This is a genomic window from Streptomyces sp. NBC_00727 (assembly GCF_045161745.1).
Classification (GTDB): domain Bacteria; phylum Actinomycetota; class Actinomycetes; order Streptomycetales; family Streptomycetaceae; genus Streptomyces.
The window spans coordinates 2,009,582-2,024,198 of record NZ_CP108981.1; the positions used below are offsets into that span (position 1 = coordinate 2,009,582).

The 14,617-nt window shown below is 72.2% G+C and carries 14 protein-coding genes and 1 pseudogene; 7 read left to right on the plus strand and 8 right to left on the minus strand.

Annotated elements, in window-relative coordinates; all coding sequences use genetic code 11:
- Nucleotides 1–28 precede the first annotated feature (28 nt).
- Nucleotides 29–946 (plus strand): class A beta-lactamase, encoded by a 918-nt coding sequence (bla, locus tag OG242_RS09000; RefSeq protein ID WP_405897641.1) that lies wholly within the window; start codon nucleotides 29–31, stop codon nucleotides 944–946.
- Nucleotides 947–961: 15 nt separating this feature from the next.
- Nucleotides 962–2,443 carry an MFS transporter gene (locus OG242_RS09005; RefSeq protein ID WP_405897642.1) on the plus strand — a complete coding sequence of 494 codons (1,482 nt, stop codon included), beginning with the start codon at nucleotides 962–964 and terminating at the stop codon, nucleotides 2,441–2,443.
- A gap of 77 nt (nucleotides 2,444–2,520) precedes the next feature.
- Here the strand turns inward: OG242_RS09005 and OG242_RS09010 are convergent, their stop codons facing one another.
- Nucleotides 2,521–3,411 carry a helix-turn-helix domain-containing protein gene (locus tag OG242_RS09010; protein WP_405897643.1) on the minus strand — a complete coding sequence of 297 codons (891 nt, stop codon included), beginning with the start codon at nucleotides 3,409–3,411 and terminating at the stop codon, nucleotides 2,521–2,523.
- Nucleotides 3,412–3,574: 163 nt separating this feature from the next.
- On the opposite strand from OG242_RS09010, the gene OG242_RS09015 reads away from it, so the two are divergent.
- On the plus strand, nucleotides 3,575–4,996 hold the full coding sequence (locus OG242_RS09015; RefSeq protein WP_405901560.1) for an MFS transporter: 1,422 nt from the start codon (nucleotides 3,575–3,577) through the stop codon (nucleotides 4,994–4,996).
- Nucleotides 4,997–5,086: 90 nt separating this feature from the next.
- Here the strand turns inward: OG242_RS09015 and OG242_RS09020 are convergent, their stop codons facing one another.
- Together OG242_RS09020 and OG242_RS09025 are read right to left on the minus strand one after the other, a co-directional pair.
- Nucleotides 5,087–5,323 carry a DUF6243 family protein gene (locus OG242_RS09020; RefSeq protein ID WP_405897644.1) on the minus strand — a complete coding sequence of 79 codons (237 nt, stop codon included), beginning with the start codon at nucleotides 5,321–5,323 and terminating at the stop codon, nucleotides 5,087–5,089.
- Nucleotides 5,324–5,570: 247 nt separating this feature from the next.
- Entirely contained in the window at nucleotides 5,571–6,953 is a 1,383-nt protein-coding gene (locus OG242_RS09025) for a glycine--tRNA ligase (RefSeq protein ID WP_405897645.1), read from the minus strand.
- A gap of 146 nt (nucleotides 6,954–7,099) precedes the next feature.
- On the opposite strand from OG242_RS09025, the gene OG242_RS09030 reads away from it, so the two are divergent.
- From OG242_RS09030 to OG242_RS09045, 4 genes are all read left to right on the plus strand, one after another.
- Nucleotides 7,100–8,068, plus strand: a complete 969-nt coding sequence (locus tag OG242_RS09030; protein ID WP_405897646.1) for a metal ABC transporter substrate-binding protein — start codon at nucleotides 7,100–7,102, stop codon at nucleotides 8,066–8,068.
- A 56-nt stretch (nucleotides 8,069–8,124) separates the two neighbouring features.
- A complete protein-coding gene (locus tag OG242_RS09035; RefSeq protein ID WP_405897647.1) occupies nucleotides 8,125–8,907 on the plus strand; it encodes a metal ABC transporter ATP-binding protein in 783 nt (260 codons plus the stop codon).
- 2 nt (nucleotides 8,908–8,909) lie between these two features.
- Nucleotides 8,910–9,803, plus strand: a complete 894-nt coding sequence (locus OG242_RS09040; protein ID WP_405897648.1) for a metal ABC transporter permease — start codon at nucleotides 8,910–8,912, stop codon at nucleotides 9,801–9,803.
- Between the two features lie 65 nt (nucleotides 9,804–9,868).
- A complete protein-coding gene (locus OG242_RS09045) occupies nucleotides 9,869–10,303 on the plus strand; it encodes a Fur family transcriptional regulator (RefSeq protein WP_018518251.1) in 435 nt (144 codons plus the stop codon).
- 50 nt (nucleotides 10,304–10,353) lie between these two features.
- Here OG242_RS09045 and OG242_RS09050 read toward each other — a convergent pair whose 3' ends face one another.
- The 5 genes and pseudogenes from OG242_RS09050 to OG242_RS09070 form a co-directional block, all read right to left on the minus strand.
- On the minus strand, nucleotides 10,354–11,172 hold the full coding sequence (locus tag OG242_RS09050) for an isoprenyl transferase (protein WP_405897649.1): 819 nt from the start codon (nucleotides 11,170–11,172) through the stop codon (nucleotides 10,354–10,356).
- A 21-nt stretch (nucleotides 11,173–11,193) separates the two neighbouring features.
- Nucleotides 11,194–11,940 carry a DNA repair protein RecO gene (gene recO, locus OG242_RS09055; protein WP_405897650.1) on the minus strand — a complete coding sequence of 249 codons (747 nt, stop codon included), beginning with the start codon at nucleotides 11,938–11,940 and terminating at the stop codon, nucleotides 11,194–11,196.
- A 58-nt stretch (nucleotides 11,941–11,998) separates the two neighbouring features.
- On the minus strand, nucleotides 11,999–12,670 hold the full coding sequence (locus OG242_RS09060) for a response regulator (RefSeq protein WP_405897651.1): 672 nt from the start codon (nucleotides 12,668–12,670) through the stop codon (nucleotides 11,999–12,001).
- Nucleotides 12,667–13,695 (minus strand): annotated as a pseudogene (locus OG242_RS09065) (sensor histidine kinase); the annotation flags it as partial. The pseudogene OG242_RS09065 and the gene OG242_RS09060, both read right to left, overlap by 4 nt.
- Nucleotides 13,696–13,787: 92 nt before the next feature.
- Nucleotides 13,788–14,465: a TerB family tellurite resistance protein gene (locus OG242_RS09070; RefSeq protein WP_405897652.1), complete on the minus strand. Its 678-nt coding sequence runs from the start codon at nucleotides 14,463–14,465 to the stop codon at nucleotides 13,788–13,790.
- Nucleotides 14,466–14,617 lie beyond the last annotated feature (152 nt).

The window sequence follows — 14,617 nt, forward strand, 5'->3', positions numbered from 1 at the left end:
TTTGCCGCGAACGAAGGAGACGAAACTCATGACGACGCCCATGTCCCGCTTAACCCCTGGCTCCCCCAGCCGTCGCGCACTGCTCGCGCTCGGCGGCGCCGGGGCGCTGCTCCTCGGCGCGGGCCCCGCGCATGCCGCGGCCGGCTCCACGACGGCCCGGCTGCGCGAGCTGGAGCGGACGCACGGGGCCCGCGTCGGCGCCTTCGCGTACAACGTGGCCACCGGGGTCACGGTGCGGCACCGGGCCGACGAGCGCTTCCCGATGCTGTCCACGTTCAAGACGCTCGCCGCGGCGGCCGTCCTGCGGGATCTGGACCGGGACGGCGAGGTGCTGGAGAAGGTGATCCGCTACACGGAGGCGGACTGCGTGTCCGATTCGCCGGTCACCGACACCCCGGAGGCCCTCGCGAGCGGGCTGAGCGTCGCCCGTCTCTGCGACGCCGCGATCGGCGACAGCGACAACACCGCGGCCAACCTGCTGCTGCGCGAGCTGGGCGGCCCGGCCGCGGTCACCCGCTTCGCGCGCTCCCTGGGCGACCGCGTGACCCGGCTGGACCGCTGGGAGCCCGATCTGAACTCCGCCGAGCCGGGCCGGGTCACGGACTCCACGACCCCGTCCGCGCTCGCCCGCGACTACGCCCGGCTCGTCCTGGGGAACGTGCTGGAGCGCCGGGACCGCGAGCGGCTGACGTACTGGCTGCTCAACTGCCGGACGAGCGGTACGCGGTTCCGGGCCGGGCTGCCGCCGGAGTGGACGGTCGCCGACAAGACGGGCGGCGGTTCGTACGGCTCGTGCAACGACGTGGGCGTCGCGTGGACGCCGGAGGGTGTGCCCGTGGTGCTGGCGGTGCTGACGACGAAGCCCGCGGGCGCCTCCGACGCGGCGGGCGACCACCCGCTGGTCCGGGACGCGGCGAAGGCACTGGCAGCGGAAGTCATTAGTTAGTCGTACTATCAATGGATGCCTGAGCTCAGCCACCGGCGACGGATGCTGGTGCTGGCGATCTGCTGCATGAGCCTGCTGATCGTCAGCCTCGACACCACCGCCCTTAATGTCGCCCTGCCCGCCATGCGCCGGGAGCTGGACGCGAGTGTCGCGGGGATGCAGTGGACGATCGACGCGTACACGCTCGTCCTCGCAGCCCTGTTGATGCTCGCGGGCTCCACCGCCGACCGGATCGGCCGGCGCAAGGTCTTCATGGCCGGCCTCGTCCTGTTCACCCTGGGTTCGGCGCTCTGCTCGCTGGCGCCGAGCCTGGAGGCCCTCATCGCCTTCCGGATGGTGCAGGCCGTGGGCGGCTCGATGCTCAACCCGGTCGCGATGTCGATCATCACCAACACCTTCACCGATCCCCGCGAGCGCGCCCGTGCGATCGGGGTCTGGGGCGGGGTCGTCGGCATCTCGATGGCGGCCGGCCCGGTGGTCGGCGGCGGCCTGGTCGACTCGGTCGGCTGGCGCTCGATCTTCTGGGTCAACCTCCCGGTCGGTATCGCCGCGCTGCTGCTGACCTGGCGTTACGTCCCCGAGTCGCGCGCCCACCGGGCCCGCCGCCCGGACCCGGTGGGCCAGGTCCTGGTGATCACACTGCTCGGCTCGCTGACGTACGCGATCATCGAGGCCCCGCAGAAGGGGTGGGCCTCCGGAGAGATCCTGCTCTTCGCCGGGCTCGCGGCGGCGGCCCTGGTGGGGCTGCTGGTGTACGAGCCCCGGCGTGCCGATCCGCTGATCGACCTGCGGTTCTTCCACAGCGTCCCGTTCAGCGGGGCCACCGTGATCGCGGTCAGCGCGTTCGCCGCGCTCGGCGGCTTCCTCTTCCTGAACACGCTCTACCTCCAGGACGTCCGGGGCCTGAGCGCGCTGGACGCCGGCCTGTACACCTTGCCCATGGCGGCCGTCGTGTGCGTGCTCTCGCCGGTGTCCGGGCGGCTGGTGGCCAGTCGCGGACCGCGCCTCCCGCTGCTGGTCGCGGGCGGCGCGATAGCGGTGAGCGGGCTGATGCTGGCGGCGTTCGACGCGGAGACCGGCACGGTCTCGATGTTCGGCGCGTACGTGCTGTTCGGCCTGGGCTTCGGCTCGGTGAACGCGCCCATCACCAACACCGCGGTCTCCGGCATGCCCCGCTCCCAGGCGGGAGTGGCGGCGGCCGTCGCCTCCACGAGCCGCCAGATCGGCCAGACCCTCGGCGTCGCCGTGATCGGCGCGGTCCTGGCGGCGGGCATGAGCGGGTCCGCCGGTTCGGATGGCTTCGTGGAGGCGAGCAGGCCGGGCTGGTGGGTCGTCACGGGCTGCGGTCTGGCGGTCCTGCTGGTGGGGGCGCTGAGCAGCGGCCGGTGGGCGCGGGGGACGGCCCGCCGGACGGCGGAGCGGTTGGCGGAGCCGGCGGGCGCGGCCCCGGCCGCCGGGTCCCCCGGCCGGGCCTCGGAGACGCGGACGGGGGTGTGAGGGCGAGGGCGGGCATCCGGTCGGGGCCGAGGCCGCAGGCGGCGCGGCGGTCCTGAACCGGCGGCGCCCACCCGCGTTCAGGACTCCGTCGCGCGGACCAGTTCCTGGAGCTGCTCCAGCCGCTCGTGCGTCTCCGCGTCGCGGGGCGCGTAGCTGACCAGGCGGGGGCCGGCCGAGGGGCCGAGCCACAGGTCGGTGGTCTCGACGCGCAGCAGCCCCACCCAGGCGTTGCGGAAGACCTTGGACCGGCTGCCCACCCCGACGACCTCGTGCCGGGCCCAGTTCTCGCGGAACTCCGGCGACGCCGCCTCCAGCCGCCCCAACAGCTCCTTCCAGGCGGGCTCGGCGAGGTGTTCCGCCATCGCCGCGCGGAACTTTGCGGTGATGAAGCGGGTCACCTCGGCCGTGTCCATGACCGAGGCGCGCCACTGCTCGTTGGTGTGGGCGAGCAGCATGACGTTGCGGTCCTGGGGCGCGACCGCGTCCATGTCGCAGAGCAGACGCCCGTACGTGCGGTTGTGGGCGAGGATGTCGTACCGGCTGTTCTGCACACAGGCGGGGATCGGCTCCAGCTGCCGCAGCATGGTGCGCAGCGCGGGGGTGATGTGCGGGCACTCGGTGCCGGGGGCGGGGTCGATGGCTCCCGCGAGCGAGAAGAGGTGGCTGCGCTCGCTGCGGTCCAGGAGCAGGGCGCGGGCGAGGGCGTCGAGAACCTGGGGCGAGACCTGGATGTCCCGGGCCTGTTCGAGCCAGGTGTACCAGGTGACGCCCACGGCGGAGAGCTGGGCGACCTCCTCGCGGCGCAGCCCGGGCGTGCGCCGGCGGCGGCCCCGGACGAGGCCGGCCTGCTCGGGGGTGATCCGTTCGCGGCGACTGCGCAGGAAGTTCGCGAGTTCGTGCCGCCGGATGTCGGGCTCGCTCCCGCCGGGGGCGGCCGTCTGCGCGGCCGGCGTCGCCATGGTCGTCATCGCTCCAGAGTGCGGGCCGTGTGCGGACTGCGGACCGTCTGTGCCTGGTGGTCCTTGTACCAGGATAAAGACACTCTGGTACCAGGCTGCGAGCCGGGCGATCGTCGGTGGCGTGAGTGAATCCTCTGTACGGACGACAACGGCAAGCGCCACGGCCTCCCCGATGGTGCGGCACGACCATCCCGGCCCGGTGCTCGGCACGCTGGGACTGTTCACCGTGCTGCTGGGCGCGGCCCTCCCCCTGATCGACTTCTTCATCGTCAACGTGGCCCTGCCCACCATCGACCACGACCTCGCGGCGGGCCCCGCCCTGCTGGAACTGGTCGTCGCGGGCTACGGGCTCGCGTACGCCGTGCTGCTCGTCCTCGGCGGGCGGCTCGGCGACATGGCCGGCCGGCGCCGGCTGTTCCTGGCGGGCATCGCGGCCTTCGGGCTCACCTCGCTGGCCTGCGGGCTGGCCCCGGACGCCTGGTCCCTGGTCGGGGCGCGGGTCGCGCAGGGCGCGTCGGCGGCCCTGATGCTGCCGCAGGTGCTGGCCACCATCCAGGCGGCCACCACCGGACACCGCAGGGCCCGGGCGATGAGCCTGTACGGGGCGACGGCCGGGCTCTCGATGGTCGCGGGCCAGATCCTGGGCGGCGCGCTGGTCGCCGCCGCGCCGATGTCCTCGGTGTTCGGCGAGAGCGCGGGCTGGCGCTCGGTGTTCCTGGTCAACGTGCCCGTCGCGGCGGTCGGCCTGGTCCTGGCGGCACGCGCGGTGCCGGAGACACGGGCGGACAAGCCGGCGCCCGTCGACGTACCGGGCACGCTGCTGCTCGCGGTGTCGCTGCTGACGCTGCTGGCCCCGCTGACGGAGGGGCGGGCGGCGGGGTGGCCGCTGTGGACCTGGGTGTCGCTGGCGCTGTTCCCGTTCGCCGCGGCCGCGTTCTACCGGGTGGAGCGGCGGGCGGACCGGCGCGGGCTGGTCCCGCTGGTGCCGCCGAGCCTGCTGCGCCTGGAGTCGCTGCGGCGCGGGCTGGCGCTGGTGGTGCCGTTCTCGGTGGGCTTCGGCGGCTTCATGTTCGTCATCGCGGTGGCGCTCCAGCAGGGCCTGAGGCTGGGCCCGGCGCAGTCCGGCCTGTCGATGGCTCCGATGGCGGTGGCCTTCTTCGTGGCGTCGCTGGCCGGCCCCCGGCTGGTACGGCGGCACGGCAGCCGGGTCGTGACGGCCGGTGGACTGATCCAGGCGGTGGGTGTGGTGGTGCTCGCGCTCACGGTGTGGCGGGGCTGGTCCGGCCTGGGCATGGCGGGCCTGATGCCCGGAATGGCCGTCGCCGGTTTCGGCCAGGGCCTCCAGCTGCCCGTCATCTTCCGCATCATCCTGTCGGACGTACCGCCGGAGCGGGCCGGGGTGGGCGGCGGCGTGATGACGACGACCCAGCAGGCGACGCTGACCCTCGGCGTGGCGACGCTCGGCTCACTGTTCCTGGCCCTGGCACCTGGTTCGGGGATGCGGGACGCACTGGTGGTGACCCTGCTGGTGCAGCTTGCGGCAGTCGCCCTGACGACAGCGCTGAGCCTGCGGCTGCCGCGCACGGTGGGGTGACGCCCTGCGGACGCGGGGCGGACGCGGCGCGGCCCCAGCGGACGGACCAGGGGTCCGCCCGCCGGGGCCGGTGTGCGCGTGGCGGGGGCGTCAGCTCTGCGCCGGGGCCTCCGGATCGAGGGCCTGCGCCTCGGCCTCTGCGTCCGCGGTGTCGGGCTGCTCGGTGCCGGTGGCCCGCTCCCGCATCTTGCGGAGCAGCTCCTGCTTCTGGTCGGCGGCCGTCCTGCGGTCGGCCTCGCGTGCGGTGCCGGCGCCCTGCGCCCCGGTGCGGGACAGCTTCTTGCGCTGTCCGCCGACGCCGAGGAGGTTGTTGCGGCTCTTGGCCATGGGTTCTCCCAATGTCTGGTCTCGGTGAGGTCTGTCGCGACCTTGGATCGATCCGGAGGGGGCGGCGGGTGGTCGGGCCCGCCGCGCTCTCACTCGTAGATCTGGAAGAACGAATACATGCGGAAGACGGTACCCATGCCGGGCGCCCTCCTCACCCGGTTTTCCGCAGCCGGGCCCCCGGGACCCCCGAAGCCCCCGGTCCCGCGGCGGGCGCGGAACCGGGGGCTTCGTTCAGCGGGTGCGGCCGTCAGCAGCCGAGCAGCCGGGAGGCCAGGTAACCCTGGATCTGGTCCAGGGAGACGCGCTCCTGCTTCATCGTGTCGCGCTCGCGGACGGTGACCGCGTTGTCGTCCAGGGTGTCGAAGTCGACGGTGACACAGAACGGCGTGCCGATCTCGTCCTGGCGGCGGTAGCGGCGGCCGATGGCGCCCGCGTCGTCGAACTCGATGTTCCAGTTCTGCCGCAGGTCGGCGGCGAGGCCCTTGGCCTTCGGCGAGAGCTGCGGGTTGCGGGACAGCGGGAGGACCGCGACCTTGACCGGTGCCAGGCGCGGGTCGAGGCGCATCACGGCGCGCTTCTCCATGACGCCCTTCGCGTTCGGCGCCTCGTCCTCGTTGTAGGCGTCGAGGAGGAAGGCCAGCATCGCGCGGCCGACACCGGCCGCGGGCTCGATGACGAACGGGGTGTAGCGCTCGCTCTTCTCCTGGTCGAAGAAGGACAGGTCCGTACCCGAGGCCTTGGAGTGGGCCGTGAGGTCGTAGTCGGTGCGGTTGGCGACGCCCTCCAGCTCGCCCCACTCGCTGCCGCCGAAGCGGAAGCGGTACTCGATGTCAGCGGTGCGCTTGGAGTAGTGGGAGAGCTTCTCCTGCGGGTGCTCGAACCACCGCATGTTCTCCTCGCGCATGCCGAGGCCGGTGTACCAGTTCCAGCGCTGCTCCATCCAGTACTCCTGCCACTGCTCGTCCTCGCCCGGCTTGACGAAGAACTCCATCTCCATCTGCTCGAACTCGCGCGTGCGGAAGATGAAGTTGCCCGGAGTGATCTCGTTGCGGAAGGACTTGCCCATCTGCGCGATGCCGAACGGGGGCTTCTTGCGCGAGGTGGTCTGCACCTGGCCGAAGTTGGTGAAGATGCCCTGGGCGGTCTCGGGGCGCAGGTAGGCGACCGAGCCGGAGTCCTGGGTCGGGCCGAGGTGCGTGGAGAGCAGGCCGGAGAACTGCTTGGGCTCGGTGAAGGTGCCCTTGTTGCCGCAGTTCGGGCAGTTGAGGTCGGCCAGGCCGTTGGCCGGCGCCTTGCCGTGCTTCTCCTCGTAGGCCTCCTCCAGGTGGTCCGCGCGGTAGCGCTTGTGGCAGGAGGTGCACTCGGTCAGCGGGTCGGAGAACGTGGCGACGTGGCCGGAGGCCACCCACACCTCGGGGGCCAGGATGACCGACGAGTCGAGACCGACCACGTCCTCGCGGGAGGTGACCATGTAGCGCCACCACTGGCGCTTGAGGTTCTCCTTGAGTTCGACACCCAGCGGCCCGTAGTCCCAGGCGGCCTTCTGGCCACCGTAGATCTCGCTGCAGGGGTAGACGAAGCCACGGCGCTTGCTCAGGCTGACGATGGTGTCGATCTTGTCGGCGGCCACGGTGCTCTCTTCATTACGACGACGGAACGGGTGGGCGAAGGGCCCAGATTACCGGCGGCCACGCCCCTTCGATCAAATCGGTATCGGTCCCGGCCACGAACCCCGCTTGTTGACAATCGTTTCCACTTTTGTTGAAAATGACTGTCATGAACGTACGCCGCCTCATACCCACGGCCGCCATCACCGGCGCGGTCGCCCTCGGCCTCACCGCCCTCACCGCCTGCTCGTCGTCCGACGCCTCCGACCACAAGAGCGGCGACCGGCTCGACGTGGTGGCGTCGTTCTATCCGATGCAGTTCCTGGCGGAGCGCATAGGCGGGGACCACGTCTCGGTCTCCAGCCTCACCAAGCCCGGCGTGGAGCCCCACGACCTGGAGCTCAGCCCCCGGCAGATCGGCGGCCTCAGCGACGCCGACTTCATCCTCTACCTCAAGGGCATCCAGCCCGCCGTCGACGACGCGATCAAGCTCTCGGAGTCCAAGAACACCCTCGACGCCACGACGCTGACCACGCTGGAGGACCACGGCACGGAGGTCGGTGGCGAGGAACACGGCCACGACGAGCACGCCCACGAGCACGAGGACGGGGAGGCCGGTGCCGACCCGCACATCTGGCTGGACCCCGTGAAGTACACCGAGGTCGCCAAGGGCGTCGGCAAGGCCCTGGAGAAGACCGACCCGGACCACGCCGCGGACTACCGCAAGAACACGGACACGCTGGTCAAGGAGCTGGGGACGCTCGACACCGCGTACCGGACCGGGCTGAAGAACACCGGGACCAGGACGTTCATCACCACGCACTCCGCCTTCGGCTACCTCGCCGAGCGCTACGGCCTCACCCAGGAGGGCATCGCCGGCATCGACCCCGAGGCCGAGCCCAGCCCCGCCCGCATCAGCGCCCTGCACTCCATCGCGGAGAAGAAGAAGGTCACCACCGTCTTCTTCGAGACGCTCGCCAGCGACAAGACCGCGAAGACCGTCGCCCGCGACACCGGGCTGCGCACCGACGTCCTGGACCCGCTGGAGGGAATCACCAAGGCATCCAAGGGCGATGACTACATCGAGGTCATGAAGTCCAACCTCGCCGCCCTGCGCACGGCACTCGGCGCGAAGTGAGCGACGACCCCACCGCACCCATCGGCCCGAACCGCGCAGCAGCACCGGAGGCGCTCATGCCCGAGCCCCAGAACCCCGACCGCGAACCCGTGATCGTCGTCCGCGACGCCACCGCCACCCTCGGAGCACGTCCCGTGCTGCGCGGCGTCGACCTGACCGTGCACCGCGGCGAGGTCGTCGCCCTGCTCGGCGCCAACGGCTCCGGCAAGTCCACCGCGGTCCGCTCCGTCATCGGCCAGGTCCCGCTGACCGGCGGCACCGTCGAGCTCTTCGGCACCCCGCTGCGCCGCTTCCGCGACTGGGCCCGGGTCGGCTATGTGCCGCAGCGCACCACGGCGGCCGGCGGTGTGCCCGCCACGATCCGCGAGGTCGTCTCCGCCGGACGCCTCTCCCGGACCCGGCTGGGCATCCCCCGCAAGGCCGACCGCGCCGCCGTCGACCGGGCCATCAGGCTCGTCGGTCTCGCCGACCGCGCCAAGGACTCGGTGAACGCCCTCTCCGGCGGCCAGCACCAGCGCGTGCTGATCGCCCGCGCGCTCGCCGCCGAACCCGAACTCCTGATCATGGACGAGCCGATGGCGGGCGTGGACCTGGCCAGCCAGGAGATCCTCGCCGCCACCCTGCGCGAGCAGGTCGCCGACGGGGCCACCGTGCTCCTCGTGCTCCACGAACTGGGCCCGCTGGAGCCCCTGATCGACCGGGCGGTCGTCCTCCGCGACGGCTGCGTCCTGCACGACGGTCCGCCACCGAAGGCCGTCGGGCAGCACGCGCTGCCCGGCCACGACCACGTACACCCCCACGCGGCTTCCGAGCCCGTCCGGACGGGACTGCTGAGCTGACCATGGAATTCCTCAACCCTCCCTTCATGCAGCGGGCCCTGCTCGCCGCCGTGCTGGTCGGCGTCATCGCGCCCGCCGTCGGCATCTACCTGGTCCAGCGCCGGCAGGCCCTGATGGGCGACGGCATCGGCCACATCGCGATGACCGGCGTCGGCCTCGGCTTCCTGCTCTCCACGAGCCCCGTCTGGATGGCCACCGCCGTCGCCGTCGCGGGCGCGGTCGTCATGGAGCTGATCCGCTGGTACGGCCGCACCCGCGGCGACATCGCGCTGGCCATGCTCTTCTACGGCGGCATGGCGGGCGGTGTGCTGCTGATCAACCTCTCCGACACCGGTTCGAACGCCAACCTCACCTCGTACCTCTTCGGCTCGCTGTCCACGGTCTCCTCCGAGGACGTCACCGCGATCTCGCTGCTGGCCGCGTTCGTGCTGCTGGTGACGGTGGGGCTGCGGCGGCAGCTGTTCGCCGTCAGCCAGGACGAGGAGTTCGCCCGGGTGACCGGTCTGCCGGTGCGGCTGCTGAACCTGCTGGTCGCGGTCACCGCCGCGGTCACCGTCACGGTCGCGATGCGGGTCGTCGGGCTGCTGCTGGTCAGCGCCCTGATGGTGGTCCCCGTCGCCGCCGCGCAGCAGATCACCCGCTCCTTCAAGGTGACGTTCGTCCTCTCCGTCGTCATCGGCGTCGGCGTCACCCTGTCCGGCACCATCACCTCGTACTACCAGGACGTCCCGCCCGGCGCGACGATCGTGCTGCTGGCCATCGGGGTCTTCGTCGCGCTGACCCTGCTCGCCGCCCCGCTGGCCCGCCGCCGGGCCCGGCGCGGCGAAACCGAGACGGAGCGGTGCACCCTGGAAGTACCGGCGGCCCGCCCGGCACCGGACGACGTCCGAGTCTGATCCCCCGGACGGGGCGGGCTGGCACAATGGCCCGACAGATGTACGGGCGACACGAGGAGGCTCCTGTGGCGACGGCGCCGATCAGTGGAACGAACGCGGCCCCGGTCCGCGGCCGGTCGACCCGGCAGCGGGCAGCCGTGGCGGCCGCGCTCGACGAGGTGGACGAGTTCCGCAGCGCCCAGGAGCTGCACGACGTCCTCAAGCACCGCGGGGACTCGGTCGGCCTGACGACGGTCTACCGCACCCTGCAGTCCCTCGCCGACGCCGGCGAGGTGGACGTCCTGCGCACCACGGAGGGCGAGTCCGTCTACCGGCGCTGCTCGACCGGCGAGCACCACCACCATCTGGTCTGCCGCATGTGCGGCAAGGCCGTCGAGGTCGAGGGCCCCGTGGTCGAGCAGTGGGCGGAGACCATCGCCACCCAGCACGGCTTCGTCAACGTGGCGCACACGGTCGAGGTCTTCGGCACCTGCGCGGACTGCGCGAGCGCCGGGAAGTGACGTGATCCGGGCCCGGCGGGGCGCACCCGCCGGGCCCGTCGCGCGACTGCTCAGCGGCCGGAGGCCTCGATCTCCTCGGCGCCGCCGAAGCGGCGGTCGCGCTGGGCGAACTCCAGGCAGGCCCGCCACAGGTCCCGGCGGTCGAAGTCCGGCCACAGCACGTCCTGGAAGACCATCTCGGCGTACGCGCTCTGCCAGATCAGGTAGTTCGAGGTCCGCTGCTCACCGCTGGGGCGCACGAAGAGGTCGACGTCCGGCATGTCCGGGTAGTAGATGTACTTCGCGAACGTCTTCTCGTTGACCTTCGACGGGTCGAGCCGCCCGGCGGCGACATCCTGCGCGATCCGCTGCGCGGCGTCCGCGATCTCGGCCCGGCCGCCGTAGTTGACGCAGAAGTACAGCGTCATCCTGTCGTTGTCCTTGGTCTGCTCCTGGGCCACCTGGAGCTCCTGGACGACCGACTTCCACAGCTTGGGCATGCGGCCCACCCAACGGATGCGGATGCCCAGCTCGTCCATCTCGTCGCGGCGGCGGCGGATGACGTCCCGGTTGAAGTTCATCAGGAACTTCACCTCCTCCGGGGACCGCTTCCAGTTCTCCGTCGAGAAGGCGTACAGCGAGAGGTTCTTGACGCCCATCTCGATGCAGCCCTTGAGCACGTCCATGACGACGCCCTCGCCGACCCTGTGTCCCTCGGTGCGCGGCAGACCGCGCTCCTTCGCCCAGCGGCCGTTGCCGTCCATCACGATGGCGACGTGCTTGGGCACCAGCTCACCGGGGATCTTCGGGGGCACGGCACCGGACGGGTGCGGCTCCGGGGTCTTGTAGTCGCGCCGGTTACGGCCGCCGAGCATCCCGCGTACTGCCATGAGCTTCTCAGTCTCCCTGTGTCACTTCTCTACGTACCGCAGTGAACGCAGCCCGCGCTCCAGATGCCAGTGCAGATACGCGGACACCAGTCCGCTCCCCTCCCTGACATGACGCGCCTCGCACGCGTCCGCCGTCTCCCAGTCGCCGGTGAGCAGGGCGCTCAGCAGAGAGACGGCCTCAGCCGAGGGTACGACGCTGCCGGGCACCCGGCAGTCGCCGCATACGATGCCGCCCGCCGCCACGGAGAAAAAACGGTTCGGTCCGGGCAGTCCGCAGCGGGCGCAGTCGTCGAAGCTGGGAGCGTAGCCGTTGACCGCGAGGGACCTCAGCAGGAAGGCGTCCAGGATCAGATGCGGTTCGTGCTCGCCGCGGGCCAGCGTGCGCAGCCCGCCCACCAGCAGCAGGTACTGCTGGACCGCGGGTTCGCCCTCGTGGTCGGTGAAGCGCTCGGCGGTCTCCAGCATCGCGGTTCCGGCGGTGTAGCGCCCGTAGTCGGTGACGATCCCGCCGCCGTACGGGGCGATGGTCTCGCTCTGGGTGCACAGCGGCAGCCCGCGCCCGACCAGTTCGCTGCCGCGCGCGAAGAACTGCACGTCCACATGGGAGAACGGCTCCAGCCGGGCCCCGAACTTGGACTTGGTGCGGCGCACCCCGCGCGCGACGGCCCGCACCCGGCCGTGGCCCCGGGTCAGTATCGTGATGATCCGGTCGGCCTCGCCCAGCTTCTGCGTGCGCAGCACCACGCCGTCGTCCCGGAACAAGCTCATGCGTCCCATTGTCCGGTACGCCACCGACACGCGGGGCCCGCCCCCGGAAGCGGCCCGGTCAGCTTCCCCCGGCGGGCACCACAAGCCCCGACTCGTATGCGGCGATCACCAGCTGGGCCCGGTCCCGGACGCCGAGCTTGCCCATGATCCGGCTGACGTGGGTCTTGGCGGTGAGCGGGCTGAGGCCCAGGCTCTCGGCGATCTCGGTGTTGTTGAGGCCGCGCGCGACCAGGGCCAGGACCTGGCGTTCGCGCTCGGAGAGCATGCCCAGGCCGCCGGGTCCCGGCCCGGCGGGGGCGCTCGGGGCACTGAGGACGCGGGCGATGAGCCGGGCGGTCGGGCCGGGCGAGAGCAGCGACTCGCCCGCGGCGACCGTCTTGATCGCGGCGAGCAGGTCGGCGGGCCGGGTGTCCTTGACCAGGAAGCCGGAGGCACCGGCGCGCAGCGCGTCGACGATGTGGTCGTCGGTGTCGTACGTGGTGAGGACCAGGACCTTCACCCCGGCCAGGTCCTCGTCGGCGGCGATGCGCCGGGCCGCCTCGATGCCGTCGAGTTCGGGCATCCGGATGTCCATGACGACGAGGTCGGCGCGTGCCGAGCGGGCGAGCGCCACCGCTTCGAGGCCGGTGGCCGCCTCGCCGACCACCTCCATGCCGGGGTCGGAACCGACGAGCATCGCGAAGGCCGCCCGGACGAGCGTCTGGTCGTCCGCGAGCAGTACCCGGATCATGAGGTGGTCTCCGCTTCCCGTTCCGGCGCGTGTTCATGCGCGTACGTGTGTGGGTCGTCCGGCTGGTTCGCCGGGGGCGGGGGCGGGAACGGCAGCAGCGCCGACACCTCGAAGCCGCCGCCGGGACGGGGGCCCGCCGTGAGGGTGCCGCCCGTGGAGCGGGCGCGTTCCCGCATTCCGACGATCCCGAACCCGGGTGCGGAGCCGTCGTCCACCGGACCGGTGCCGTCGTCGGTGACCGTGACCCGCAGGGCCCCGGCGGCGGGCGCGACGACGACGCGGATGCGGACGCCGGCGCCCGCGTGGCGCACGGCGTTCGTCAGGGACTCCTGGACGATCCGGTAGGCGGCGGCCCCGGTGGCCGGGGCGAGGCGGCCGGCCGGGACGCCGACGTCGAGGTCGACCCGGGCCCCGGCCGCCTCGGCGGCCCGTACGAGGCCGGGCAGGGCGGCCAGGTCGGGCAGCGGGCCGTCCGGGGCCGTTCCCCCGCCCTCCTGCCCGGTCCCCCGCAGCACCCGCAGGGTGGTCCTGAGCTCGGCCCTGGCCTCCCGGCAGGTCTCGGCGATGTCGTCCAGCGAGGCGGCGACGGCCTGCCGGTCCAGCCGTTCCGGGTCGACGGTCAGGATGTGCGCGGCGACCGAGGTCTGCACCCCGATGAGGGTGATGCTGTGGGCGAGGAGGTCGTGCAGATCGCGGGCGATGCGCAGCCGCTCCTCCGCGACCCGCCGGGCGGCCTCCTCCTCCCGGGTCCGTTCGGCGCGTTCGGCGCGCTCCAGCACCGAGGCGACGTACTGGCGGTAGATGCGCACGTCGACCCCGCAGAACAGCACGGCGACGACCCACCCGGAGATCCGCAGCAGTTCGAGGCCGTCGTGCGCGCTGAGGGCGAGCACGACCGTCACCATCACGGAGGTGACGCCGACGCCGACGGCCAGGGTGCGCAGCGGGCGGCCGGTGACGGCCACCGTGTAGAGCACGATCCAGGTCTGCGGCATCGGCGCGGAGTGGAGGTCGGCGACGGCGTGCGCCAGCGGCCGGCTTCCCGGCTACTGCCCGGGAGGGCGCGAAGGGCCAGTTACTCCCGCGGGGGGAGTAGCGGACGGTTGCAGGTTCGGGTTCAGGAGGGCGTACGGGCCGCGGCGGCGAGCAGCCGGGCGGTGTCCTCGGCGCGCAGCCGCAGCGCCCCGCCGACCGTGGTCAGCACCTCGCGCTCCGCCGGGCTGTACGCGCCGTCGGCGAGGGCGATCCGGGCCCCCTGGAGCAGAATCGATTCACGCCCGGTGGGGGCAAGGTGCGGAGCGAGCGGTTCCAGCGCCTCGTGGAGCTCGATCGCGAGAGCCGCACCGCAGGCCTCGGCGGCCGGGTCGAACGCGGAGCCGTGGCCGATGTCGGCGGACAGCACCTCGACGACGGTGGCGAGCTGTTCGGACGTGCAGTCGTCGAAACCGGCGCCGCGCACGGTCTCGACCGCGGTCTCCAGGACCGTACGGGAGGTGCTGCCGCCGGCCGCGAGAACGCCGAGGGCCACCGTGTGCACGGCGTCCCTGAGCATCGCGGAGAACCGGGTGGTCGTGGGGTGGTCGAGCGCCTCGCAGTCGAAGTGCCCGTGACAGGCGGCGCATTCGACGACCGGGCCCGTGGTGCCGCGCCGCAGCAGCGGCACGCCCAGCACGGCGAAGCGGCGGCGTCCGGTGAGGCGGCGGTAGTTGCGGTCCCCGCCGCAGCCGGGGCAGAAGAACTCCCCGTCACCGACGGTGTCCCACAGCGTACGGATGCCGCAGATACGCAGTTTCATGGCGCGTTGTCCCAGGGCTGACCGCACGTCGCACACCTCCGTAACACTCCGGCAACACTGCCGTGTCGACGTGATGTTAACCACATCCCCGTTGCGCCGTCAGCACCCCGCCCGTCACAACCGTCCGGAGAATGGCCGAACCCCGCCCCCCG

Bases quoted from the DNA above. Each gene is read 5' to 3' on its own strand.
- OG242_RS09060 (WP_405897651.1), bottom strand. From the start codon at position 12,670: ATGATCCGGGTACTGCTCGCGGACGACCAGACGCTCGTCCGGGCGGCC.
- recO (WP_405897650.1), bottom strand. From the start codon at position 11,940: ATGAGCTTGTTCCGGGACGACGGCGTGGTGCTGCGCACGCAGAAGCTG.
- OG242_RS09020 (WP_405897644.1), bottom strand. From the start codon at position 5,323: ATGGCCAAGAGCCGCAACAACCTCCTCGGCGTCGGCGGACAGCGCAAG.
- OG242_RS09030 (WP_405897646.1), top strand. From the start codon at position 7,100: ATGAACGTACGCCGCCTCATACCCACGGCCGCCATCACCGGCGCGGTC.
- OG242_RS09050 (WP_405897649.1), bottom strand. From the start codon at position 11,172: ATGGCAGTACGCGGGATGCTCGGCGGCCGTAACCGGCGCGACTACAAG.
- OG242_RS09015 (WP_405901560.1), top strand. From the start codon at position 3,575: ATGGTGCGGCACGACCATCCCGGCCCGGTGCTCGGCACGCTGGGACTG.
- OG242_RS09010 (WP_405897643.1), bottom strand. From the start codon at position 3,411: ATGACGACCATGGCGACGCCGGCCGCGCAGACGGCCGCCCCCGGCGGG.
- bla (WP_405897641.1), top strand. From the start codon at position 29: ATGACGACGCCCATGTCCCGCTTAACCCCTGGCTCCCCCAGCCGTCGC.
- OG242_RS09005 (WP_405897642.1), top strand. From the start codon at position 962: ATGCCTGAGCTCAGCCACCGGCGACGGATGCTGGTGCTGGCGATCTGC.
- OG242_RS09070 (WP_405897652.1), bottom strand. From the start codon at position 14,465: ATGAAACTGCGTATCTGCGGCATCCGTACGCTGTGGGACACCGTCGGT.
- OG242_RS09035 (WP_405897647.1), top strand. From the start codon at position 8,125: ATGCCCGAGCCCCAGAACCCCGACCGCGAACCCGTGATCGTCGTCCGC.
- OG242_RS09040 (WP_405897648.1), top strand. From the start codon at position 8,910: ATGGAATTCCTCAACCCTCCCTTCATGCAGCGGGCCCTGCTCGCCGCC.